Consider the following 23,620-nt stretch of genomic DNA (forward strand, 5'->3'; position numbering starts at 1 on the left):
GAGTTCTCAAGGAACGGACGCTTCCTTTGTACTCACCCTCTCGGGCTTTCCTCCGGGCTTTCGTTCTTCGTTCTTGCGTTTCCGACTCTATCAGATCCTTTCGGGCCTGACCCCCGGTCAGCGGGGTTTGTCTTCCGGGCTGTTGGGCCCTTCCGACTCCCAGAACTCTAGTGGATTTCCCGGTCGATTCATAATCGGCCTTCGGAAATCAATTCGGGCATGCCGAATTCGTTCCCGGTGGGAGATCGTGCTGAGTTGGGTGCCGCAACGAGGCGGCGGGATGTGCCGTCGCCAAAACCTTCCGGCTCTGGGACAACTCGAAGAACCTTACGGATCCGCGGGGCCGGTGTCAACCCCGCAGCTCAGGTGCTGGTCAGCTCGGCGACTGGAGGTCTTCGACGCGGTCCAGGAGCCGCGTGAGCATGTCTCCCAGCACCCCCCGCTCCGCCGTGGAGAGGTCCTGGAGGAGGTCCTCCTCGAACACCGTGGCGGCCCTCATGGCGTCGAGCCACTTGCTGCGGCCCTCGTCCGTGAGCTCCACGATCACGCGGACCCGGTTGGACTCGTCCCGCTCGCGCGTCACCAGTCCCTCCGCCGTCATGCGGTCGATCCGGTGGGTCATCGCCGCGGGTGTGAGGCCCAGCTGCTTCGCGAGCTCGCTCGGGCCCATCCGGTACGGGGCTCCGGAGATGACGAGGGCCTTGAGGACCTCCCACTCCGCGTTGCTGATGCCCAGAGCGGCGGTCTGGCGTCCGTACGCGACGTTCATGCGGCGGTTCAGCCGGCTCAGTGCCGAGACCACCTTCTCGACCTGCGGATCGAGGTCCTGGAACTCGCGCTGATAGACGGCGATCTGCTCGTCGAGGCTCGGCTCGTGGACGGGCGCGGTGCCGTCGGGGGTGTCACCCATGGTTCGAAGTATCTCATGAGCCCGTTGGCATCTAACTCCTTCGATGTGTAGAGTTAAGGATCGAAGTTTAGGTATGAAGTCTTCGGGCTTCAGTTCTCAAAGGCGGTGAGAAGTGACCAAGGTGATGGGCGCTGCGATGCGGCGGATCCAGGCCGGCAACGCGTTGACCGCGTTCGGTATCGGTTTCACGGTTCCGTTCCTCTACATCTACGTGGCGCAGGTGCGAGGTCTGGGCTCCATGGCGGCCACGAGCGCGTTCGTGGCCTTCGCCGTGAGCGCCCTGGTCGCGCTGCCCCTCACCGGTCGGGTCATCGACCGCCGGGGTCCCGTCCCCGTGGTCATCGGTGCGGCCGTGGCCGCCTCGGCCGGCGCGCTGTCGCTCGGCCTGTCCACCGGCATCGTGCCGATCCTGCTGTCCGCCCTGGCGCTCGGCGCCGGTCAGGCCGTCATGCAGCCCGCGCTGGCCACGATGATCGTGTGGTGCTCGACGCCGGGCACCCGTACCCGTGCCTTCGCGCTCCAGTTCTTCATGCAGAACCTGGGTCTGGGCATCGGCGGCCTCATCGGCGGCCAGATCGTCGACGAGAGCCGGCCCGCCAGCTTCACCCTGCTGTTCGGCATCGAGGCCGTGATGTTCCTGGTCCTGGCCGGGGTCATCCTCACCGTGCGGATGCCGCACGCGCCGAGCATCAAGGACGCCGTCCCGCGGGACGAGTCCCGCTCCGGCAGCGCGTGGAAGCGGCTGCTCGAGCACAAGGCCATGGTCAAGCTGCTGGTGCTGGGCTTCGTGATCTTCTTCGCCTGCTACGGGCAGTTCGAGTCCGGTCTCGCCGCCTTCGGTACCGAGGCCGCCGGGATCTCCCCGTCCACCCTCGGCTTCGCACTGGCCGCCAACACCGGTGCGATCGTCGTGGCGCAGTTCGTCGTGCTGAAGCTGGTCGAGAAGCGCCGCCGGTCCCGTGTGATCGCGCTGGTCGGCCTGATCTGGACCGTGGCGTGGATCATCGCCGGGTTCTCGGGGCTGGGCCACGGCAGCGCGATGATGGCCGCCGCCGCGTTCATCACCACGTACGCGCTCTTCGGCATCGGCGAGGCGATGCTGTCGCCGACGCTGGCGCCGCTGGTGGCCGACCTGGCGCCGGAGGGTTCGGTGGGCCAGTACAACTCGGCATTCGCGCTGGTCAAGCAGATGGCGCTGGCCCTGGGTCCGCTGGGCGTGCCGCTGGGTGCGGGTGTGCCGATGCTCTACATCGGGGTGTTCGTCGTGGTCTCGCTGGGGATCGCGTGGCTGGCGCTGCGGCTCGGCAAGCAGCTGAGCCCGGTGCAGGACAAGCCGTCCCTGCTGGGCAGCCGGGTCGTCGCGCAGGGCGCGAAGGCGGGCTCCGAGGTCGGCGAGCCCGTCGGCGCGTAGCCGTGAGGGCGCCCTCGGGCGTGCAGCAGGTGGAAGGCCCCGGTCGGGTGACCGGGGCCTTCGTCGTGCCTGCGTGCGTACGGGCGTACGTACGTGTCTACGGCTGCTTGTCCGGCAGGGCGAACTCGCACCAGACGGCCTTGCCGCCGCCCGGGGTGCGGCGCGAGCCCCAGGAGGAGGCGATGGTCGCGATGATCGAGATGCCGCGGCCGGTCTCGTCGGCCGGTTCGGCGCGGCGGCGGCGCGGGAGGTGGTCGTCCCCGTCGGTGACCTCGATGATCAGGCGGCGGTCGGTGCGGCGCAGCCGCAGCCTCATGGGCGGGGTGCCGTGCTGGAGGGAGTTCGCGACGAGCTCGCTGGCGGCCAGGACGCCGAGGTCGCAGAGCTCGACCGGGAAGCGCCAGGAGGCGAGGACCCCGGAGGCGAAGGCGCGGGCGCGCGGGGCGGCCTCGACCCCGCCGAGGAGTTCGAGGGCGGCGTTGTGGAAGAGCTCGGCGTCGGCTCCGGTGCGGCTCGGCTGCTGGAGGACCATGACGGCGACGTCGTCGTCGTGGTCGGCGTCCACGCCGAGGGCGCGCATCAGGCGGTCGCAGATGACCGCCGGGGTGCCCTGCGCGCCGGAGAGGGCGCGTTCCAGGGCGGCGACGCCTTCGTCGATGTCCTCGCCGCGCCGCTCCACGAGGCCGTCGGTGTAGAGGACGGCCGTGGAGCCCGGGCCGAGCGCGATGGTGCCGGAGGTGTGCAGCCAGCCGCCGGTGCCGAGCGGCGGGCCGGTGGGGTCGGCGGCCCGGCGTACGGTGCCGTCCTCGTCGCGGACGAGGATCGGGAGGTGGCCTGCGGAGGCGTACGCGAGCAGGCCCTCGTTGGGGTCGTGGACGGCGTAGACGCAGGTGGCGATCTGGCTGGCGTCGATCTCGGCGGCGAGCCCGTCGAGGAGCTGGAGCACCTCGTGCGGGGGCAGGTCGAGGCGGGCGTAGGCGCGGACCGCGGTGCGCAGTTGGCCCATGACGGCTGCGGCGCGCACGCCGCGGCCCATGACGTCGCCGATGACGAGGGCGGTGCGGCCGGCGCCGAGGGTGATGACGTCGTACCAGTCCCCGCCGACGGCGGCTTCGGTGCCGCCGGGCTGGTAGGTGGCGGCGATGCGGAGGTCGTCGGGCTGTTCGAGTTCCTGGGGGAGCAGGGAGCGCTGGAGGGTGACGGCGGCCTCGCGCTGGCGGCGCTCGCTGGCGCGCAGCCGTTCGACGGCTTCGGCGTGGTCGCTGACGTCGGCGAGGTGGATCAGGACCCCGGTGTGGTGGGGGTCGGTGTCGCCTTCGGCGGCGGCCTTGGGGAACTCGACGGGGGTGCAGGTGACCGTGTACGAGCTGGCGCCCCCGGGGGCGGTGCGGTTCTTGGCGGTACGGGGCTTGCCGCTGCGCTGGACCTGGTCGAGGAGCGGGAGCAGGCCGAGCTCGCCGAGTTCGGGGAGGGCGTCGTGGGCGGGGGCGCCGGTGGGGCGGGGGCCGAACCCGGCGGTGTAGGCGTCGTTGACGTAGGCGACGCGGTGCTCGGGGCCGTGGACGAGGGCGACGAGGGCCGGGAGCCGGCCGAGGACCTCCCGTACGGAGAGCTCGTCGAGGGAGGGCACGGCGGCGAGGACGCCGCTGCCGGCGCCGGCAGCGCTGCCCGGGCCGGTGCCTGCGCCCGTCCCCGTGCCGGAGACGGTGGGGTCCGCGGGGCCGTCGTCCGGCGCCGCGGCCGGGCGGGCGGCGGCGCCGCGGGCTGCCGGGACGGCACCCTCACCCCGCTTTGCCTGGGCGGCGGCGTGCTCGGACCGGGCGGCGGCGCGGCGCTGCGTTCCGGGAAAACGGGCGCTCCAGCGCGTGAAGTTCACTGCGTTCAAGCCTCGTGGTGTCGCAAGTGGTCGCTGTGCCGTGAATGTCACTGTGTGCAGGCGTGGGCCCACCTATGGTCACACGTCCAGTGTGGCCGACCGCACTGACAACGTCAGCCCTGGCTGTCCTTCGGGGGGTCGGGGGCGGGCGGGGGCGGGGGGAATCTGTGGCCGTGTCCTGCGGCGAGTTCGAATTCTGCCCTGGGGTGTTCGAGGGAGCCGAGGGAGACGATCTCACGCTTGAAGAGGCCGGAGAGGGTCCATTCGGCAAGGACGCGCATTTTGCGATTGAAGGTGGGGATCCGGCTGAGGTGGTAAGTGCGGTGCATCAGCCAGGCCGGGTAGGCCTTGAGCTTGCGGCCGTAGATGTGGGCGACGCCCTTGTGGAGGCCGAGGGAGGCCACGGAGCCCGCGTACTTGTGCGCGTACTCGGTCAGGAGCTCGCCGCGCAGGGAGGCCACCAGGTTGTCGGCGAGCACCTTGGCCTGGCGGACGGCGTGCTGCGCGTTGGGGGCGCATTCGCGGCCGGCCTCTTCGGCGGTGATGTCGGGGACGGCGGCGGCGTCACCGGCGGCCCAGGCGTGTTCGACGCCGTCGACGGTGAGGAAGGCGGTGCAGGTGAGGCGGCCGCGTTCGGTGCGCGGGAGGTCGGAGGCGGCGAGGATCGGGTGCGGTTTGACCCCTGCGGTCCACACGACGGTACGGGTGGGGAAGCGGGCGCCGTCGCTGAGCACGGCGACGCGGTTCTCGCAGGATTCGAGCCGGGTCTCCAGGCGTACGTCGATGTTGCGGCGGCGCAGTTCGCGGACCGTGTAGACGCCGAGTTCGGGGCCGACCTCGGGGAGGATGTGGTCGCTGGCCTCGACCAGCACCCACTTCATGTCCTCGGGCTTGATGTTGTGGTAGTACCGGGCCGCGTAGCGGGCCATGTCCTCCAGTTCGCCGAGGGCCTCGACGCCCGCGTAGCCGCCGCCGACGAAGACGAAGGTGAGGGCGGCGTCGCGGAGGGCGGGGTCGCGGGTGGAGGAGGCGATGTCCATCTGTTCGATGACGTGGTTGCGCAGGCCGATGGCCTCTTCCACGGTCTTGAATCCGATGGCGTAGTCGGCGAGTCCCGGGATGGGCAGGGTGCGGGAGACGGATCCGGGGGCGAGGACGAGTTCGTCGTACTCGATCTCCAGTGCGCCGGTGCCCTCGTCCTCGGTGGCGAGGGTGGCGACGGTCGCGGTCCGTTTGGCGTGGTCGATGCGCTGGGCCTCGCCGATGACGATGCGGCACTTGTCGAGGATGCGGCGCAGCGGCACGACGACGTGGCGCGGGGAGATCGAGCCTGCAGCCGCCTCGGGGAGGAAGGGCTGGTAGGTCATGTAGGGCTCGGCGCTGACGACCGTGACCTCGGCTTCGCCGGCTCTGAGCTTTCGCTGGAGCCGGAGCGCCGTGTACATGCCGACGTAGCCGCCGCCGACGACCAGGATGCGCGTGCGGGGCGGGGTACCGGGGGCCGCGCCCCGGGAGTTAGCAGCCTTCACCACCCCATGACGCAACGTGGCCGGGAGTTTGTCCACAGCCCTGACACATTGTGTGACCGGAGGGGGTGCCGGTACGGGGCTGTCGGATGGCTTGAGTGGGGGTGGAGTTCCGCAGGTCAGCGGGTGCGGAAGGGGTGATTCCGGGGGCTTGGATCGGAAAAGTGGGGGTGAATGCTCCGATCGGGCGGTGGTCCGTCCGGGGCTGCCTCTTCTGAATTGACTCTGGCTCAACTATGTTCGTATCTCGTCGAGGAGTAAGACCGGGGCCCACATGACCGTGGCCCACCTCGACACGAAGGCGGGGAGTGTCTCCGGGGGGAGACAAATGATTACCGGGGGATACATATGCATATTTCCGATTTCCATGGTTCTGCGACCGCGCTCTCGGGTGAGAGCACCGGCCGCGTGATGACGGGCGGCACGACGCACGGCGTGGGCCGCTCCACGCCGCTGCGCGTCGACGCGCAGCGCAATCTCGAGCACGTGCTGCGCGCGGCCCGCGAGGTGTTCGGCGAGCTGGGCTACGGGGCTCCGATGGAGGACGTGGCGCGGCGCGCCCGCGTCGGCGTCGGCACCGTGTACCGGCGCTTCCCGAGCAAGGACGTCCTGGTCCGCCGCATAGCCGAGGAGGAGACCGCCCGGCTGACCGAGCAGGCCCAGGCCGCACTGGGCCAGGAGGAGGAGCCGTGGCAGGCGCTGTCGCGCTTCCTGCGCACCTCCGTGGCCTCGGGCGCCGGGCGGCTGCTGCCGCCGCAGGTGCTGCGGGTCGGTTCGGCGAGTGAGGACGAGGTCGAAGAGCCGTCGGCGCGGGTTCCGCACCAGCGCCAGGCCGGCGTGACCGGCGGGGCGCCCGATCTGCGCGTCGTGGGTGCGCGGACTCCCCTCGAGGACGAGCCCTCGGAGGACGCGGGCGCGGGTGCGCTGCTCGAGGTGGTCGGCCGGCTGGTGGACCGCGCCCGGGAGGCCGGTGAGCTGCGCGGCGACGTCACGGTGGCCGATGTGCTGCTGGTGATAGCCACGGCCGCTCCGGCGCTGCCCGACGCGGCGCAGCAGGCGGCGGCTTCGTCCCGGCTGCTCGACATCCTGCTCGAAGGGCTGCGGTCCCGGACGGCCTGAGCCGTACGGGGCGCGGTCCTCGCGGACGCCCTCGCGGACGCCCTGACGGGTGTCCTCGCGGGGTGCGCGCCGTGGTCCGTCCCACCTGCCTGCCGGTTCGCCGCTCGTTCGTCGACCGGTTCGTAGGCCGGTTCGTCGATCGGCTCGTAGGCCGGTTCGCCGAACGGTCTCCCGAACGGCCGCCCGCTCGAAAGAGTGAGGAGCGGTACGGGGTTTCACCGGGTGCTGCCCGGACGAGTGGATGGTGGGAAGACGGGTCCGGCGCGCGCCCCCCGTGTGACACGCTTGAACGGTGTACCGGTTGAGTGTGGCGTGCGGGGGCTTCCGCGATGAGCGTTGACGGTCGGGAAGAGCCGCTCGGTGGTGCCGGCGGCGAGGTCGAGGCGGAGAGCCCGGCCGCACGCCAGGTCCCGGCGCAGCGCGAGCCGCGCCGCGGCCGGCACGCGGCCTCGGGATATCCCGGTGCCGATCTGCCCCCCTCAGACGGGGATTTGATCGCCCGCATGCGCGGGGGCGACGACGGTGCGTACGAGGAGCTGTTCCTGCGGCACGCGGATTCCGTACGGCGCTACGCGCGGACCTGCTGCCGCGACGCGCACACGGCCGACGACCTGACCGCCGAGGTGTTCGCGCGGACGCTGCAGGCGGTACGGGGCGGGGCCGGGCCGGACCAGTCGGTGCGGGCGTATCTGCTGACCACGGTGCGCCGGGTCGCGGCGGCGTGGGCGAAGACCTCACGGCGGGAGCATCTCGTCGAGGACTTCGCGGTGTTCGCGGAGCAGGCGGCCGCGGGGACCGAGGTCGGCGGCGGCATGTCCGGCCTGACCGGGGACGACACCCTCGAACTGGGCGCCGAAGTCCGGGCGATGCGCGAGGCCGAGCAGTCGCTGGCGATGCAGGCGTTCCGGAGCCTTCCCGAGCGGTGGCAGGCCGTGCTGTGGCACACCACCGTCGAGGACGCCTCGCCGAGTGCGATCGCCCCGCTGTTCGGGCTGAGCGCCAACGCGACCGCGGTGCTGGCCAGCCGGGCCCGGGAAGGGCTCAAGCAGGCCTATCTCCAGGCGCATGTGAGCTCGGCGCTGAGTGCGGGCGGGGACTGCGCGCGCTACGCGGACCGGCTGGGGGCGTATGCCCGCGGCGGACTGCGGATGCGGGCCGAGCGGGGGCTGCGCAAGCACTTGGAGGAGTGCGCGAAGTGCCGGCTGGCCGCCGGGGAGCTCAAGGACGTCAACGCGGGCATTCCCGCGCTGCTGCCGGTCGCGGTCATCGGCTGGTTCGCCGCCGGGTACGCGGCGAAGGCGGCCGGTGTGGTGGCCGGCGGGGCCGTCGCCGCGGGGGGCGCGGGGGCTGCCGCCGCTGCCGCGGGCGGGTCGACTGCGAGTGCGGGGGCTGGGGCTGGGGCGAGTGCGGGTGCCGGGGCCGCCGGAGGTGCCGGAACCGCGGCCGCCGGGGCCGGGGCTGCCGGTGGTGCGGGCGGGGGTGCCGGGTCCGGGGTCGGGGGCGCGGTGGCCTCCGAGGGGCTGGGGCTGCCGGTCAAGGCCGCCATCGCCGCCGGGATCGCGGTCGCAGCGGCCGCCGGGGTGGTGTTCGCGCTGGCCGGGGACGATCCCGAGCCGGGGCCCGCGGCGCAGCCCGCGCCGAGTGCGGCCGCGCCCGTGGTGCCGCTCGTACCGGCTCCGCGGACAGCGGCCCCGACGCATGAGGAACCGCCGGCCGCGCAGGGCTCCGTACCCTCCGAGCCGGGGACTCCCCCCGCGCCGACGCCCTCCCCCGCGAAGCCGAGGCCCCCGGCCCCCGCCCCGCCCGTGTCCCCGGCGCCGAAGCCCTCGCCGCCGGCGTCCGCGACCCCGAGCCCGAGCCCGGCCAAGCCGTCCCCCGCGCCGTCGCCGTCCGTACCGAAGCCGCCGCAGGGTTTCCGGCTGGCGGGGCTGAGGCACGCGGCGTTCGGCGACCACAGCGGTCCCGAGCTGCAGACCGGGCGCAGCAGCTGGGTGTGGCAGCGGTGGGGGCTGCAGATCGCGGACCGGCGGTTCACTCAGGGGATCACCGTGAACTCCCGCTCCTCGGTGGAGATCACCCTGAACCGGCAGTGCACCGCGTTCTCGGCGCGGGCAGGGGTGGACGATCTGTCGCTGTTCACCGACGGCACGGTGCGGTTCTCCGTGTATGCGGACGGGCAGCGGCTGTGGCGCTCGGGCGCGCTCGGGTTCGGGGATCCGGCAGCCGCCGTCGACGTCTCCCTGGCCGGCCGCAAGAGCCTGCGGCTGGTGGTGGAGCAGGCCGGGCAGGGCAGCCTGCCGACCCTGGCGAGCTGGGCCGACGCCGTGATCAGCTGCCGGTGACCCGGGAGGCTCCGGCGGCTCCGGCGACCTCGGCCGCCTCGGTGACCAGGGTGGCGACCTCGGCCGGGGAGAGCTCCGCGCCCGCCGCCTCCTCCGCCGTGTAGCGGTCGGCGCCGAGTACGGCGCGCGCGTCGGCCGGGAGTGCGCCGACGGCGTTCCGTTCCGGGACCGAGCGCGGGTGGCCCGCGCGCCAGGCGGTGGCCGCCGCCAGCACCCGTACGGCCTCCGCGGTGCGCCCGGCGGCGAGCAGCATGACCGCCGCGGTGTCGCCGAGCGAGGCCAGGATCCGCTCGGCGCAGTGCGCGGCGACGGCGGCGGCCAGGCCCGGCCCCAGCTTCGCGAGGCCGGCCCGCGGGCCGTGCGCGCGGGCGGTGAGGACGGCGTCGATGTTGTCGAGCCCCGCGGCGAGCTGCGGGGGCGCGGAGATCCTTCCCGAGGCTGCGCGGGCGAGTTCGCTCTCGGTACGGGCCCGCACGAGGTCCCCGCGGACGAGGGCGAGGAGCGCCGCGAGCATCCCGCTGTAGGCCTGGACGTCGTACACCCCGCCGAAGCGCTCGACTTCGCGGGAGACCTCCGCCAGCAGCTTTTCGGCGCCGTCGAAGTCCCCGGAGCAGAAGGCGGACTCGGCGATCCGGGCGATGGCGAAGGGCACCTCGGTGTGCGCCCCGACCTCGCGGGCGAGGCGCAGGCATTCCTCGTACTCGGCGCGGGCCCAGTCGTACCGGCCGCGGGAGAGCGCGACCTCGCCGGCGGCGCTCGCCACCTGGGCGCGGGTCCAGCGGTCGCCGACGCGGTGGGCGATCTCGTGCAGCTCGGCGAGGTCGGCGTCGACGGACGGGAGGCCGCCGGTGAGGTCGATGGCCACGTGGGTGCGGAGCATGAGGGCGATGCCCAGTTCCCAGTCGCCTCCGTGGCGGCGGCAGTTGCCGACCGTCTCGTCGAGCCCGTCGCGGACGGCGAGGGGGTCGCCGGTGAGGAAGGTGGTCATCGGCCAGAGCATGCCGGGGAAGCGGGCGGTCTCGGGGCCGCCGTTGCGGAAGACCTGCTGGAGGTGGTCGGCGAGGGCGATGTTCTCCGGGGTGCGGAACTCCTCGGGCGCGTGGCCTTCGGCGAGGAGGAGGACGCGCAGCATCTGGGTGCGCATGGAGCGCCAGTACTCGGGCGTGCCCTCGGGCGGCTCGGCGGGGTGGGACTCCAGGACCCGCGCGGCCCATTCCGCGCCCTCGGCGCGGTAGTCGCGCAGCCACCAGAACCAGCCGAGGGCGAGGACGAGGCGTTGGCCGTTCTCGGCGGCGCTGGCGGTCTGGGCGGTGTGGAGGAGGGCGGCGCGGAGGTTGTCGAGCTCGGTCTCGATGCGCCGGATCCAGGGCAGTTGGCCGGCGCCGCGCAGGAGGGGCTCGGCCTCCTCGGCCAGGGCGAGGAAGTGGGCGGCGTGGCGGTCGGCGGCGGCGCCGCGGTCGGCGGGGTGCGCGGCCGCGCGTTCGGCGGCGTACTCGCGGATGGTCTCCAGGAGGCGGTAGCGCATGCCGGTGCCGCCGTCGGGGGCGGGGGCGGCGATGACGAGGGACTTGTCGACGAGGGAGCCGAGGACGTCGAGGATGCCGGCGGCGGCGAGGGTGCCGGGGTCGTCCAGGGTGCCGGCGGCGGCGAAGGTGCCGGGGTCGTCCAGGGTGCTGGCGGCGGCGCAGACGGCTTCGGCGGCGGCGAGGTCGCAGCCGCCGGCGAAGACGGACAGCCGGCGCAGGACGGTGCGCTCGCGGTCGTCGAGCAGGTCCCAGGACCAGTCGACGACGGCGCGCAGGGTCTGCTGGCGGGGCAGGTGGGTGCGGGCCCCGCCGGTCAGGAGCCGGAAGCGGTCGTCGAGGCGGTCGGCGATCTGGCGCGGGGTGAGCAGCCGCAGCCGGGCCGCGGCCAGCTCGATGGCCAGCGGCAGCCCGTCGAGGCGGGCGCAGATCTCGGCGACGGCGGCCGGGTCCTCGTCGGGGGTGAAGCCGGGGCGGACGGCGGCGGCGCGGTCGGCGAAGAGGCGGTGCGCGGGGTCGGGGGGCAGGGGGTCGAGGGGGCGGACCGTTTCGCCGGGTACGCCGAGCGGTTCGCGGCTGGTGGCCAGGATCCGGACGCCGGGGCAGTGGGTGAGCAGGTGTTCGGCGAGTTCGGCGGCGGCGCCGATGACGTGCTCGCAGTTGTCGAGGACGAGGAGCAGGCGGCGGTTCGCGCAGTGCTCGACGAGCTGGGCGGCGGGGTCGTCGGCGGGGGCCTTCTCGCGGGCCACGAGGGTGCCTTCGCGCAGGCCGAGGGCGCTGAGCACGGCGCCGGGCACGGCGGCGGGTTGGTCGAGGCGGGCGAGTTCGACGAGCCAGCCGGGTTCGGGGTCGGCCGCTGCCGCGTGCTCGGCGAGCCGGGTCTTCCCGGACCCGCCGGGCCCGACGAGGGTGACGAGCCGCAGCCGGGCCAGATCGCTGCGCAGCCCCGCGAGCTCGGGCTCCCGCCCGACGAAGGAGGTGAGCCGGGGCCGGAGGTTCCCGGCGGGCTCGGGGGGTCGGGGCGCGGGCGGCGTCGGCTCCCCCGGGGGCTTCGGTGCCGCGTGGTGCACCGCGGGCGCGGGCGCGGGAGCGGTGGTCGTCGGGGGCGCGGGGCGCAGGAGGTCCGCGTGGAGGGCGGTGAGTTCGGGGCCGGGGTTGGTGCCCAGGGCGTCGGCGAGGGTGCGGCGGGTGCGCTCGTACGCGGCGAGGGCTTCGGCCGGGCGGCCGGCCGCGCGCAGGGCGCGCAGCTGCTGGGCGCGCAGGGGCTCGTCGTACGGGTGCTCCGCGATCAGCGCCTCGATCTCCGGGAGGAGGGACGCCGGGTCGGCGGCCCCGCTGCGGAGTTCGGCGTCGATCCGGGCGCGCAGGGCGGCCGTGCGGTGTGCTTCGGGGCCGGCGGCGTGGCTGGTGCGGGCGGGCTCGGGCAGGTCGGCGAGGGCGGGGCCGCGCCAGAGCGCGAGGGCGGTGCGCAAGGTCGCGGCGGCGGTGGCGGGCTCGGCGGGCAGCTGCCGGGCGCCTTCGCGGGCGAGGCGGGTGAAGCGGTGGAGGTCGACGTCGTCGCGGTCGGCGACGGCGAGGCGGTAGCCGCCGACCGGGTCGGCGAGGACGGTGTCCCGGCCGCCGAGGGCCCGGCGGAGCCTGGCCACGAGGGCCTGGAGGGCGGCGGGGGCGTCCTGCGGCGGTTCGTCGCCCCAGATCTCGTCGACGAGGTCGGGTACCGGGGCGGCGGCCGGACCGCCGGCGCGGAGCGCGAGGGCGGCGAGGAGCGCGCGCAGGCGGGCGCCGCCGACGGACAGGGGGGCGCCGGTCTCGTCGCGCGCCTCGGTGACGCCAAGGATGAGATACCGCACCGGGCAATTCTGCCTTGCCCCCGCCGGGGGTGCCGGGGGGTTTTCGCGCGGCGCGCCCCGGGTGCCGGAGGGCCCGCACCCGCGGCGGCGGAACGGGACGTGCGTCGCCGGGCCCGGATCGGCGGTCGTGGTCAGGAGAGGGCCGGGCGGGGGGTGGGGACTCCCTCGGGGACCGCTCGGCGGCGGGGGGTGGACGTGCCGGTCCAGCAGGTGCCCCGGCGGGAGAGGAGGCGGCCCAGCCACAGTTCCATCGAGACGAGTTCCGCCAGGCCGTCCAGGGGGACCGGGTGGCCGTCCGCCGCGTCCAGCAGGGCCTGTTGGACCACCCTGGCCTCGATCAGGCCCGCGTCCGCCAGCAGGGGCATGGCGAAGAGGGACAGCAACGAGGGCAGCGCCGCCCTCAGGCCCACCCGCGTCGCCGTTTCGTTCGGGGCGTGGGCCGGGGCGCCCCAGCCCGGGGGGAGTTCGCGTACGCCCGCCGACGCGAGGACCGTGCGCAGGATCGCCGCCCTGGCGCCGGGCTGGACCCGCAGGGATTCCGGGAGGGCACGCGCCGCCCGTACGACCTGGTTGTCCAGGAACGGGGCGTGCAGGCGCTGGCTGCGGACCTCCACCGCCTGTTCGAAGACCCGGTGGTCGGCCGCGTGGCGGGTCAGCGCGGCGCGGGCCCGGGCCTCGCCGGGGCGCAGGGACAGCGGCGGGCGGCCCGCGGCGGTTGCCAGGCGGATCGATACTTCCGCCAGTGCCTCCCCCGTCAGCCAGCCCGCCGCGGGGCCCGGGCGGGACCAGGTCAGGGCCGCCAGCGAGGCGTCCACCGGGTTGGACGCGCCCTGCGCCACGGTCCCTTCGCGCAGCCTGGCCGCGGCCGCCTCCATGCCCGCGCGGTACGGCGTGCGGGCGAGCCTGCGGGCCGCCGCGTAGACGGAGAACGGGACCAGCAGGGACAGGGCGGAGTCCCCGGGCGCCGAGCGGGCCAGGGCTGCGACCGGGCGCAGCAGGTGGCGTCTGCGGCGGTCCATCAGGAGGTCGGCGAGCCGGGCCGGGTGCGCGTCGAGGACCTGGCGGGCGCCGTGCCCGACGAAGTGGTCCGCCGAGCCGGCCGCCAGCCGGCGCCGCTCGCGGGCGGCGGTGACCAGGGAGGGGCCGGGTTCGTCGGTGAGGGGGCCGTCGAGGTCGGCGTACGGGAGGGCCTCCTCCGCGGCGGCCACGACGACGTGGTGCAGCCGGGGGTTGGCTGCGATGGCCCGGGCGCGTTCGAGTTCGGCCTCGCGGCCCCGGGGGGTGGCCAGGTCGTTGAAGGTGACGGCCAGGAGCCGTTCGCCGGACTGCTTCAGCACCGTGCCGGGCGCTCCGGGCAGGCCGGCCGCGAGGAGGGCGAGGGTCGCGGAGGCACTGCCTCCGGAGAGGTCGGCGCCCACGCCGGGCGCGGGCGCGGGTGCGCCCCGGGCCGCGCGCCGGTCGGCGGGGCCCATTCCGGGCACCGGGCCCGGGTCGTGGGGTGGTGCGTCGGGGGCATGCCGCGGGGCCGTGAGCCGGGCGCGCACGGCATCCACCAATGCTTCGCGTACGCCCTCCACCGCGCGCTCGGGATCGGCCGTGGGCGCCGCCACCGCGAGGGAGGCCACCGGCTCGTACCCGGTGATCTCGCGCGAGCCCTCGCGCAGGATCAGCGCGTGCCCGGGCGGGATGCGCCGCACGCCGACGTACGGTGTGCCGTCGCCCAGTGCCTCCGGGCTGTCGGGGCAGGCCAGCAGGGCCGCGAGGTGGCCGATGTCGAGCTGCGCCTCGATGAGGTCGGCGAGCGGCAGTGCGGCGGTGGCGTACGCCGTCCCGCCCGCCCAGGGGGTGTGGAACACGGGCCGGGCGCCCGCCAGATCGCCGACGACGGTGATGCGGCGGCCGGTCTGGACGACGGCGGTGTAGCTGCCGGACCACTGCGTGAGGTGGCGCAGGGCTCCGCCGCGGGCGGCGAGGAGCGCGCTGCGCAGTTCGGCGTCGGTGGCGCCGCAGCAGCCGAGGACGGCGAGCCGGGTGAAGGGGTCGGCGGGGTCGGCGGCGAGGGTGCGGATCTCGTCGGGGCGCCAGTCGCCGACGGCCCAGAGGGGGTCGGGGTCTCCCCAGAGCAGTTGGGCGCCGACCGGGACGACGGTGCGTTCGGCGGCGGGGTCGTCCGGGTGGGCGGTGTCGGCGTCCGCGAGGCCGCCGCTCACGGGGCCGCCGCCGGGATGGTCGCGAGGGCCGGATCCGCCCTGGCCGGCGACGCGGCCGGCCGTGCCGAAGCTCGCGGCGATACTGCTCCACCCGACCAACCAGCGCACCGCCGCCTCCCCAGCCTGTGGGCAATTGACCGGGGCGGGAACGTCGTGGTCGGCGCTGAGGGCGCAGCCGAACGGGACCCCGGGTGGCTCGGGGTCCATGCTGCCACGAGACAGGCGTGCGAGAGTGGCCGAGGAGGGCGCACATGCAAACGAACACGCCGTGGCCACGCGGTATTTGGCGTTCCGTTCCCACCGCCCCATAGGTCGGTTTCGGCCATTCTTCGGCCGTACTGAGGCCGTGTCGAGGCCGCTCCGCGACCACCCCACGACCGCCCCACTGCAGCCCCACGAGCGCACTGCGGGCGCAGTGAGCCCGTGCGTGGCGCCGCCGTACGGCACTGGGACCGCCCGGCCGCACCGGCCCGCGGGCGCGGTCCGGGAGGCGGGAATCACCCCCCGGACCGTTCCGCCACCCGCGGGGATTGAGGCGGCGGCATCCCCCGGCCCGCCGGATCCACGCAGCGGGCCGACCCACGCAGGGCACATCGAATCGCCGGGCCCGCTGACCGGCCAGAGCGCACGGGCGGGCGCACGGCCACACGCACGGAGCACGGGAGGGGGGCGTGCGCCTGCGGCGCGGGCCCCCTCCCGACTGTGCGGGCGGACAACAATCCCGCCATACGGAAGTCGGGGCCTTAACGCTTGGGAGGCGGGGAACTACGCTGGGTTTACGAAATGCCGGGCAACTATGCCCCGGCGGCGTATGCGTTGTGTGCGTTCCGCGTGTGACGAGGGGTGGCGCATGTCCAGGGAGCTCCGCGAGCCCAATGAGAAGCTCGGCGCCGTCCTCGCCCTCGCCGGCATCAGCAACGCCGGGCTGGCCCGTCGGGTCAACGACCTCGGTGCACAGCGCGGCCTGACCCTCCGGTACGACAAGACGTCGGTGGCCCGGTGGGTGTCGAAGGGGATGGTGCCGCAGGGCGCGGCCCCGCATCTGATCGCCGCCGCCATCGGCGCGAAGCTGGGGCGGCCGGTGCCTCTGCACGAGATCGGACTGGCGGACGCGGACCCCGCGCCCGAGGTCGGTCTGGCCTTCCCGCGGGACGTGGGCGAGGCGGTGCGCTCGGCCACGGATCTGTACCGGCTCGACCTCGCCGGCCGCCGGGGCGGCGCGGGCGGCAGTGGCGGGATCTGGCAGTCCCTGGCCGGCTCCTTCGCCGTGTCCGCGTACGCGACGCCCGCCTCGCGCTGGCTGATATCTCCGGCGGACGGTTCGGTGGCGCGCGAGCCCGCGGCCCCGTCCCGCGAGACCGTGGCGTCCCGCGAGCCGGCGGCGGGCGCGGCGTCGCCCTCGCCGCTGTCCTCTCCGTCTTCTCCCGCGTCCGCCTCCGCGTCCGCGTCCCCTGCTTCGTCATCGGGTCTGCCCGCGCAGTCTTCGGGTGAAACGCCGCACGCCCCGCCCGCGCCCGCCGCGGTCGTGGGGCTGTACGACCCGGCGCCGCAGCGCGTCGGCCACAGCGACGTGACCAAGCTGCGCGAGGCGGCCGAGGACGCTCGCCGCTGGGACTCCAAGTACGGCGGCGGGGACTGGCGTTCGTCGATGGTGCCGGAGTGCCTGCGCGTGGACGCGGCGCCGCTGCTGCTCGGCTCGTACAGCGACGACGTGGGGCGCGCGCTGTTCGGTGCGACCGCCGAACTGACGCGGCTGGCCGGGTGGATGGCCTTCGACACCGGCCAGCAGGAGGCGGCCCAGCGGTACTACATCCAGGCGCTGCGCCTGGCCCGCGCGGCCGCCGACGTACCGCTGGGCGGGTACGTGCTGGCGTCCATGTCGCTCCAGGCGACCTACCGGGACTTCCCGGACGAGGGCGTGGACCTCGCGCAGGCGGCCGTGGAGCGCAACCGCGGCCTGGCCACGGCCCGCACCATGAGCTTCTTCCGGCTCGTCGAGGCGCGGGCGCACGCGAAGGCGGGCGATTCGGCGGCCGCCGGGGCGGCGCTGCGGGCGGCGGAGGGCTGGCTGGAGCGGGCGCGCGAGGGCGACCCGGATCCGACCTGGCTGGGCTTCTACTCCTACGACCGCTTCGCGGCGGACGCGGCCGAGTGCTACCGGGACCTCAAGCTGCCGCGGCAGGTCCGGCGCTTCACCGAGCAGGCGCTCTCGCGGCCGACGGAGGAGTACGTGCGCTCGCACGGGCTGCGGCTGGTGGTGAGCGCGGTGGCGGAGCTGGAGTCGGGCAACCTGGACGCGGCGTGCGCGGCCGGCACCCGGGCGGTGGAGGTCGCGGGCCGGATCTCGTCGGCGCGCACCACCGAGTACGTACGGGACCTGCTGCACCGGCTCGAACCGTACGGGGACGAGCCGCGCGTGGCGGAGCTGCGGGAGCGGGCCCGGCCGCTGCTGGTGGCGCAGGCGTAGAGCCGCCGGCGGCGGGGCCGCGGGGCGGGGAGCCGGCGGACGGCTCGGGCGCGGAGCCTGCGGACGGCGCGGCCGCGGACCCGCGTGGCCGCATTGTCAGTGGCGGGGTGCAGTATGCAGGGGTGGGAGGTGGCGGCTTGGGCGGCGGCATGGGCAGCGTGGGCAGCGCGGGCAGGGTCGACTGCGATGTGCTGGTGATCGGCGGTGGCATCGTCGGCCTGTCGACGGCGCATGCCCTGGCGCAGCTGGCCCCGGGGACACGGGTGGTGGTGCTGGAGAAGGAGTCCGGCCCCGCCCGGCACCAGACGGGCCGCAACAGCGGGGTGATCCACAGCGGGATCTACTACCGGCCGGGATCGCTCAAGGCGCGCTTCGCGGTGCGCGGAGCCGCCGAGATGGTGAAGTTCTGCGCCGAGCACGGCATCGCCCACGAGGTCACCGGGAAGCTGATCGTCGCCACCGGGCGGGACGAGCTGCCGCGGCTGCACGCGCTGGTGCAGCGGGGCCGGGAGAACGGCATCCCGGTGCGCGAGCTCGGCCCGGCGCAGATCTCGGAGTACGAGCCGCAGGTGCAGGGCCTGGCCGCGATCCATGTCGGTACCACCGGCATCGTGGACTACGGGCAGGTGACGCGGCAGCTCGCGGAGTCCTCCGGGGCGGAGATCGTCTACGGCGGGGCGGTGGATCTGATCTCGCGGCGGCCGAGCGGGATCGCGGTGCGGACGACGGCGGGGCTCGTGGTGCGGGCGCGGGCGCTGGTGAACTGCGCGGGCCTGCAGTGCGACCGGGTCGCGCGGCTCGCCGGGGACGACCCGGGCATGCGGATCGTCCCGTTCCGCGGGGAGTACTACGACCTGGCGCGGCCCGATCTGGTCCGCGGGCTGGTCTACCCGGTCCCGGACCCGGCGTTCCCCTTCCTCGGCGTGCACCTGACGCGGGGCATCGGGGGCGGGGTCCACGTCGGGCCGAATGCCGTGCCGGCGCTGGCCCGCGAGGGGTACGGGTGGGGCGTGGTGCGGCCGCGGGACGTCGCGGAGGAGCTGGCCTGGCCGGGATCCTGGCGGATGGCCCTTCGGCACTGGCGGTACGGGGCGGGCGAGATCCACCGCTCGCTGTCGAAGCAGGCGTTCACCGAGGCGGTACGGCGGCTGCTGCCGGCGGTCTCGGCGGCGGATCTGGCCCCCGCCGGGTCCGGGGTGCGGGCGCAGGCCGTCCTGCGGGACGGGACGCTCGTGGACGACTTCCTGATCAAGGAGGGGCCGCGGACGGTGCACGTGCTGAACGCGCCCTCGCCGGCGGCCACCGCCTCGCTGCCGATCGGGCGGGAAATCGCCCGCCGGGCGTTGGCGACACTGCGCGCGTCGTAGCCGGACGGCGCCGGGGTCGGACCGGGACCGGGCCGATGCCGGGACCGGGCCGATGCCGGGACCGGGCCGATGCGGGGCCGAACGGCGCTCCGTGCCCGTCGGCTCGGCGGGCGGGCGGGTGGGGGCGGGGTCGTAGAATCTGGGCATTGTGTCTGAGTCCCTCACCCCCCAGCCCAGCGCCCCGGAGACCGTGCCGGAGGCGAATTCCTACGTGCCCCCGAAGTGGCGGACCGAGCCGCGGTTTCCCGACGGGCCGGCCCCCGATCCGGCCGGCTCGCACCACGAGCGGCGGATCCGCAGCTTCCAGCCGCGGCGCAGCCGGGTCACCACCGGGCAGGGCGAAGCCCTGAAGCGGCTCTGGGGGACCTGGGGGCTCGACATCGACGGGCATTCCGTCATCGATCTCGACCAGATGTTCGGCGGGCTCCCCGTCGTGCTCGAGATCGGCTTCGGGATGGGCGAGGCCACCGCGCAGATGGCCGCCGCCGACCCCGCGACCGGGATCCTCGCCGCCGACGTGCACACCCCCGGCCAGGGGAACCTGCTCGCGCTCGCCGAGCGCGGCGGGATGACCAACGTGCGCGTCGCCAACGGCGACGCCATCATCCTGCTCCGCGAGATGCTCGCGCCCGACTCCCTCGCCGGCCTGCGCGTGTACTTCCCGGACCCGTGGCCCAAGGCCCGCCACCACAAGCGGCGGCTGATCCAGCCCGAGTTCCTCGACCTGGCCGCGACCCGCATGGCCCCCGGGGCCGTACTGCACTGCGCGACCGACTGGGAGCCGTACGCCGAGCAGATGCTCGAAGTGCTCTCCGCCCACCCGGACTTCGAGAACACCCAGGCTGACGGCGGTTACGCGCCGCGGCCCGACTTCCGGCCGCTCACCCGCTTCGAGGGGCAGGGCCTGGACAAGGGGCACGTCGTGCACGACCTGCTCTTCGCCCGGCGCCGGCACGTTTCCCCGAACGAGTAGAGAAACGGCGTACGTCACTCCGCGTGTCAGGACGGCTCGCTAGAGTCATCGCGTGTTCCGAGCCCGTGCGTGCGTGTTCGCCGTGCTGTCGCTGTCGGGGCTGGCGATCCTCGAACTCGTGCGGGAGCAGACCGGCACCGCGGGGTTCTTCGTCGGCCTCGGGCTGGCCGTGCTGCCGGTGCCGCCGCTCATGGCGGCCTTCCGGTGGCTCGGCCGGGCCGCGCCCCGGCCCTGGGCGCAGTTGCTGTTCTGCTTCGGCTGGGGCGCCTGTACCGCGGCGCTGATCGCGATACTGGCCAACAACTTCGCCACCGAGTGGATAACGGCGGCCACCGCCGACGCCTCGGCCGCCGACCGGCTCGGCTCGGTGGCGATCGCCCCCGTGGTCGAGGAGAGCGCCAAGGCGGCGGCCCTGCTACTGGTGTTCGCGTTCCGAAGACGCCAGTTCACCGGCCCCGCCGACGGGTTCGTGGTGGCCGGTTTCACCGCCACCGGCTTCGCCTGCACCGAGAACGTCCTCTATCTCGGCAACGCCTTCGGTGAGGACGTGGAGAGCGGCGCCACCGCGCTGGACTCGGTGACGGCCGCGACCTTCTTCGTGCGGATCGTGGTCTCGCCGTTCGCGCACCCGCTGTTCACGGTGCTCACCGGGCTGGGCTTCGGCGCGGCCGCGCTCGGCGCGGGCCGGCTGCGCCGGATCGGGCTGCCGCTGCTCGGGCTGCTGGCCGCGATGGGCCTGCACGCGCTGTGGAACAGCTCCTCGCGGTTCGGGGAGCACGGGTTCTACGTGGTCTACGGCTGCGTGATGGTCCCGGTGTTCGCTCTGCTGCTGTGGCTGGCCGTGCGGATAAGGCGGCGCCGGCTGCGGGCCGTCGCCGGGGAGCTGGCGGTGTACGCGGCCGCGGGCTGGCTGCGCCCGGCGGAGGTGGCGGCCCTGGTGTCGATGCCGGCCCGGTCGCTGGCCCGCGCACTGGCCCGCTCCACCGGGGGCCGGGCCGCGGGCCGGGCCGTCGCCCTGTACGAGGCGGACGCGGCCGCGCTGGCCCTGCTGCGGCACCGGGCCCGGCACGGGGGCCCGTCGGGGGTGCCGGATTTCGCCTGCCGGGAGCGTGAGTTGCTGCGCCGGCTGTGGCTGCGCAAGGCGACGGCGGGGCCCGCGCTGGCCCGGGCCGCGGTCCTGGAGGAGCTGGTCGCGCGGCCGGTCCCGCTCGCGCCCCTGGAACCCCTGGAGCGGGTCCTCGTACCGCGCGCTAGACGTTCAGGCCCTTGGACTCCAGCCACGCCAGGGGGTCCATCGTCGAGCCGCCCCTGCGTACTTCCAGGTGGAGATGGGGTCCGGTGACGTTGCCGGTGGCGCCGACGCGGCCGATGGTGTCGCCGGCGCCGACCGAGCCGGAGGTCACCGACATCGAGGACAGGTGGCAGTACCAGATCTCCGTACCGTCCTCGAGCTCCAGCACGATCCGGTAGCCGTACGCCCCGGACCAGCCGGCCGAGGTGATCTTCCCGGCTGCGACGGCCTTGACGGGGGTGCCGGTCGGGGCGGCGAAGTCGAGGCCGGTGTGGTGGCCGGAGGACCACATGGAACCGGAGTCGCCGTAGTGCGAGGTGAGGGTGTAGGCGGAGGTGGGGAGGGAGTAGCTGCCGGAGAGCTTCGCGAGGCGCTCCTGCTCGGCCTTGGCCTCGGCGGCCTCCTGGGCCTCCTTCGCCGCCTTCTCCGCGGCCAGCCGGGCGTCCTCCACCTCCTTCTGGGCCGCCTCCCGCTTGGCCTTGGCCTCCGCGGCGGCGGTCTCCTGCGCCTCCCGCTCGGCCTGCGCCCGGATCTGGGCCTCGGCGGCGCTCTCCTGGGATTCGGCCTGCTGGAGGATGCGGCCCACGAGGGTGCTGCCGGCGTCGGTGTGCTGGGCGGCCTGCTGCGCGATGATGCCGGTCTGCTTCGCGGACGTGCCGGTGCCCGCCGCGGGGCCGTCCTCCTCCGCGTGCCGCTGTTCGTCGCCCCCGCCGCCGCCCATGCCGAAGTCGGGCAACGAGGGCATGGAGATGGCGACTTGGGGCCGGTCCTGCGCGGTGGCGATGCCTCCCGCGCCGACGGCCGCGATGACGCCGACGCCCAGCACGGTGGAGCTGCGGGCAAGTCCCCCGCGCTGCTTGGCGACCCGGTGCTTGCCGCGGGGCGGGCGGGCCGAGTCCTCGGTGGGGTTCCACTCGCCCCAGGCACCCGCGGTGGGTTCTTCCTGGAGCTGTATGCCTTCGGGGGCAGGCGAGTTGGAGGCCACCGGGCCACACTCCTCAGGGGGACGCGCACGCGCACGGCGCCGTCTCTTGCGACGGCTGGGACGACCGCGCTGCGTTATCGAACGGTAATATACGGAGGGGAGTGATTCCAAGCTGTTGCGATGGATCGTTGGCAGTAATCAGCCACCCTCTGCGCGGCCTTGGCCATCACTAATCGCCCCCATATGGATCAAGTCGGGCAAAATTCAACCAAGATCCACATCTCTCCAGCCACACACGCACCTTGACGGATCGTCATAAACCTTTCAGGGTGCACCTTTTGAGTCACTCACCGTTACGGAGCGACCACGGGGACGGTACGCCGCCGCTCCGGCTCGCCCTCTCCCGGCCGGCCCACCGCGAGCAGTGCCATGTCGTCCGTCGCCCCGCCACCCGTGTGCCGGCGCACGTCGCTGCTGAGCGCGCCGAGCAGCTCGCCGGGGCCGGGGAAGACGCGGCCCGTCAGCCGGGCCGCCGGGTCGTAGAAGACCCCGGCCGCGTCGCGCGCCTCGGTCAGCCCGTCCGTGTAGAGGAGCAGGGTGGCCCCGGCCGGGAAGGGCCACTCCTCGGCCCGGTCCGGCCAGCCGTCGGCCAGCTCCCCCATGCCGAGCGGGAGCGAGGGCTCCGCCGGGGCGAGCACCGCCAGGCGCCCGTCGGCGTGCAGCAGCAGCGGCTCGGGATGGCCCCGGTTGACCAGGCGCAGCACCTGCGCGCCCGTGGGGATCTCCCCGAGCACGCAGGTCGTGAACCCCTCCACCGAGTCCAGGCTGTCGCGCCGGGTGCCCTCCCGGGTCAGCGCCCGCTCGAGCCGCCGGGCCAGGCCCTCCAGCGTGGGCTCCGTCTCGGCCGCCTCCCGGAAGGCGCCGAGGACCACCGCCACGGCCTCCACCGCCCCCAGTCCCTTGCCCCGTACGTCCCCCACGGCCAACCGCACTCCGTAGGGGGTGTCCTGGACGGCGTACAGGTCCCCGCCAATGGAGGCGTCGGCCTGCGCGGCCTCGTACCGGGCGCGGACGTGCAGGCCGCCGATGCGTTCGGCGGGCTCCGGCAGGACGGCCCGCTGGGCGGCCTCGGCGATCCCGCGCGCCGAGGCGAGCCGCTCGCCGCTGCGCCGGACCACGCGGTTGATCAGGATCGCGAGCCCGGAGACGGTCATGACGGTGACCAGCTCGGTCAGCGCCTCGACCTTCCAGGTGGTGCCGTTGAGGAGGTGCAGGAGGACCACCGCGAGCGAGGCCAGTACGCCGGTGAGGACCGTGACCCGGAGGGAGGACAGCGGGGCGGCGATCAGCGGGGCCGCGGAGAAGAAGGGGGATCCGGTGTAGCTGGGCGGGGTCAGCAGGTCGAAGGCCAGTCCGACGGCGATCAGCACGGCCGGGAGCGCCCGGACCACCTTGCGGGCCGCACCGCTGCCGGTGCCGCCCGGGCCCTCGTCGCCCAGCCGCTGCCGCCCCAGCCCCAACACGCTCTCTCCTGCCCGGTCCCTCGCGCGGGTGCGGGCCGCCTCCGCATCGCCCCTCAAGGCTGGCGGCAGCGGGGACCGTACGGCGACCCGGCCCGGGCCGATCGGGTGAGGGCGCGGCGCGGACGGGGAGAGGGAGGCGGGGCGGGAGGCGAGGAACGACGAAGGCCCGGTTCCCAAGGGAACCGGGCCTTCGTACTGAGTAGCGGGGACAGGATTTGAACCTGCGACCTCTGGGTTATGAGCCCAGCGAGCTACCGAGCTGCTCCACCCCGCGTCGGTAAACACAACTCTACGTCATCGCGGGGAG

The 23,620-nt window shown here is 74.6% G+C and carries 14 protein-coding genes and 1 tRNA gene; 7 read left to right on the top strand and 8 right to left on the bottom strand.

Going from position 1 to position 23,620, the window contains the following annotated elements; genetic code table 11:
* Positions 1 to 373: 373 nt before the first annotated feature.
* Positions 374 to 910, bottom strand: coding sequence for a MarR family winged helix-turn-helix transcriptional regulator (locus ACFYZS_RS09585; protein ID WP_030292304.1), 537 nt, complete (start codon positions 908 to 910; stop codon positions 374 to 376).
* 124 nt (positions 911 to 1,034) lie between these two features.
* Here ACFYZS_RS09585 and ACFYZS_RS09590 point away from each other — a divergent pair, with 124 nt between their 5' ends.
* Positions 1,035 to 2,321 (top strand): MFS transporter, encoded by a 1,287-nt coding sequence (locus tag ACFYZS_RS09590; RefSeq protein WP_389010212.1) that lies wholly within the window; start codon positions 1,035 to 1,037, stop codon positions 2,319 to 2,321.
* 97 nt (positions 2,322 to 2,418) lie between these two features.
* On the opposite strand, the gene ACFYZS_RS09595 is transcribed toward ACFYZS_RS09590, so the two are convergent.
* Positions 2,419 to 4,197, bottom strand: a complete 1,779-nt coding sequence (locus ACFYZS_RS09595) for a SpoIIE family protein phosphatase (RefSeq protein WP_389010215.1) — start codon at positions 4,195 to 4,197, stop codon at positions 2,419 to 2,421.
* A 113-nt stretch (positions 4,198 to 4,310) separates the two neighbouring features.
* Complete coding sequence (locus ACFYZS_RS09600) at positions 4,311 to 5,729, bottom strand: NAD(P)/FAD-dependent oxidoreductase (RefSeq protein WP_389008871.1); 1,419 nt, start codon at positions 5,727 to 5,729, stop codon at positions 4,311 to 4,313.
* Positions 5,730 to 6,071: 342 nt separating this feature from the next.
* On the opposite strand from ACFYZS_RS09600, the gene ACFYZS_RS09605 reads away from it, so the two are divergent.
* Positions 6,072 to 6,842: a TetR/AcrR family transcriptional regulator gene (locus tag ACFYZS_RS09605; protein ID WP_389008874.1), complete on the top strand. Its 771-nt coding sequence runs from the start codon at positions 6,072 to 6,074 to the stop codon at positions 6,840 to 6,842.
* A gap of 329 nt (positions 6,843 to 7,171) precedes the next feature.
* Positions 7,172 to 9,184, top strand: coding sequence for a sigma-70 family RNA polymerase sigma factor (locus ACFYZS_RS09610; protein ID WP_389008877.1), 2,013 nt, complete (start codon positions 7,172 to 7,174; stop codon positions 9,182 to 9,184).
* On the opposite strand, the gene ACFYZS_RS09615 is transcribed toward ACFYZS_RS09610, so the two are convergent.
* Positions 9,171 to 12,557, bottom strand: coding sequence for an ATP-binding protein (locus ACFYZS_RS09615; RefSeq protein ID WP_389008880.1), 3,387 nt, complete (start codon positions 12,555 to 12,557; stop codon positions 9,171 to 9,173). The two genes, ACFYZS_RS09610 and ACFYZS_RS09615, sit on opposite strands and share 14 nt — an antisense overlap.
* Positions 12,558 to 12,688: 131 nt before the next feature.
* Positions 12,689 to 14,875, bottom strand: a complete 2,187-nt coding sequence (locus ACFYZS_RS09620) for an asparagine synthase-related protein (protein WP_389008883.1) — start codon at positions 14,873 to 14,875, stop codon at positions 12,689 to 12,691.
* 742 nt (positions 14,876 to 15,617) lie between these two features.
* On the opposite strand from ACFYZS_RS09620, the gene ACFYZS_RS09625 reads away from it, so the two are divergent.
* The 4 genes from ACFYZS_RS09625 (at position 15,618) to ACFYZS_RS09640 (ending at position 20,916) form a co-directional block, all read left to right on the top strand.
* On the top strand, positions 15,618 to 17,234 hold the full coding sequence (locus ACFYZS_RS09625; protein WP_389008886.1) for a sporulation protein: 1,617 nt from the start codon (positions 15,618 to 15,620) through the stop codon (positions 17,232 to 17,234).
* A gap of 149 nt (positions 17,235 to 17,383) precedes the next feature.
* The gene (gene lhgO, locus ACFYZS_RS09630; protein WP_389010217.1) at positions 17,384 to 18,601 is read left to right on the top strand and encodes an L-2-hydroxyglutarate oxidase; all 1,218 of its coding nucleotides are present in this window, start codon (positions 17,384 to 17,386) and stop codon (positions 18,599 to 18,601) included.
* A gap of 190 nt (positions 18,602 to 18,791) precedes the next feature.
* On the top strand, positions 18,792 to 19,574 hold the full coding sequence (trmB, locus tag ACFYZS_RS09635) for a tRNA (guanosine(46)-N7)-methyltransferase TrmB (RefSeq protein WP_389010220.1): 783 nt from the start codon (positions 18,792 to 18,794) through the stop codon (positions 19,572 to 19,574).
* 52 nt (positions 19,575 to 19,626) lie between these two features.
* Positions 19,627 to 20,916, top strand: a complete 1,290-nt coding sequence (locus ACFYZS_RS09640) for a PrsW family intramembrane metalloprotease (RefSeq protein WP_389008889.1) — start codon at positions 19,627 to 19,629, stop codon at positions 20,914 to 20,916.
* On the opposite strand, the gene ACFYZS_RS09645 is transcribed toward ACFYZS_RS09640, so the two are convergent.
* The 3 genes from ACFYZS_RS09645 to ACFYZS_RS09655 all read right to left on the bottom strand — a co-directional run bounded on the left by ACFYZS_RS09645 (position 20,825) and on the right by ACFYZS_RS09655 (position 23,587).
* Positions 20,825 to 21,850, bottom strand: a complete 1,026-nt coding sequence (locus tag ACFYZS_RS09645; protein WP_389008891.1) for a M23 family metallopeptidase — start codon at positions 21,848 to 21,850, stop codon at positions 20,825 to 20,827. The genes ACFYZS_RS09640 and ACFYZS_RS09645 overlap by 92 nt on opposite strands.
* 293 nt (positions 21,851 to 22,143) lie before the next feature.
* Positions 22,144 to 23,313, bottom strand: coding sequence for a PP2C family protein-serine/threonine phosphatase (locus ACFYZS_RS09650; protein WP_389008894.1), 1,170 nt, complete (start codon positions 23,311 to 23,313; stop codon positions 22,144 to 22,146).
* A 200-nt stretch (positions 23,314 to 23,513) separates the two neighbouring features.
* A tRNA-Met gene (locus ACFYZS_RS09655) sits at positions 23,514 to 23,587 on the bottom strand.
* Positions 23,588 to 23,620 lie beyond the last annotated feature (33 nt).

The organism is Streptomyces sp. NPDC001903 (assembly GCF_042891345.1).
GTDB lineage: Bacteria > Actinomycetota > Actinomycetes > Streptomycetales > Streptomycetaceae > Streptomyces.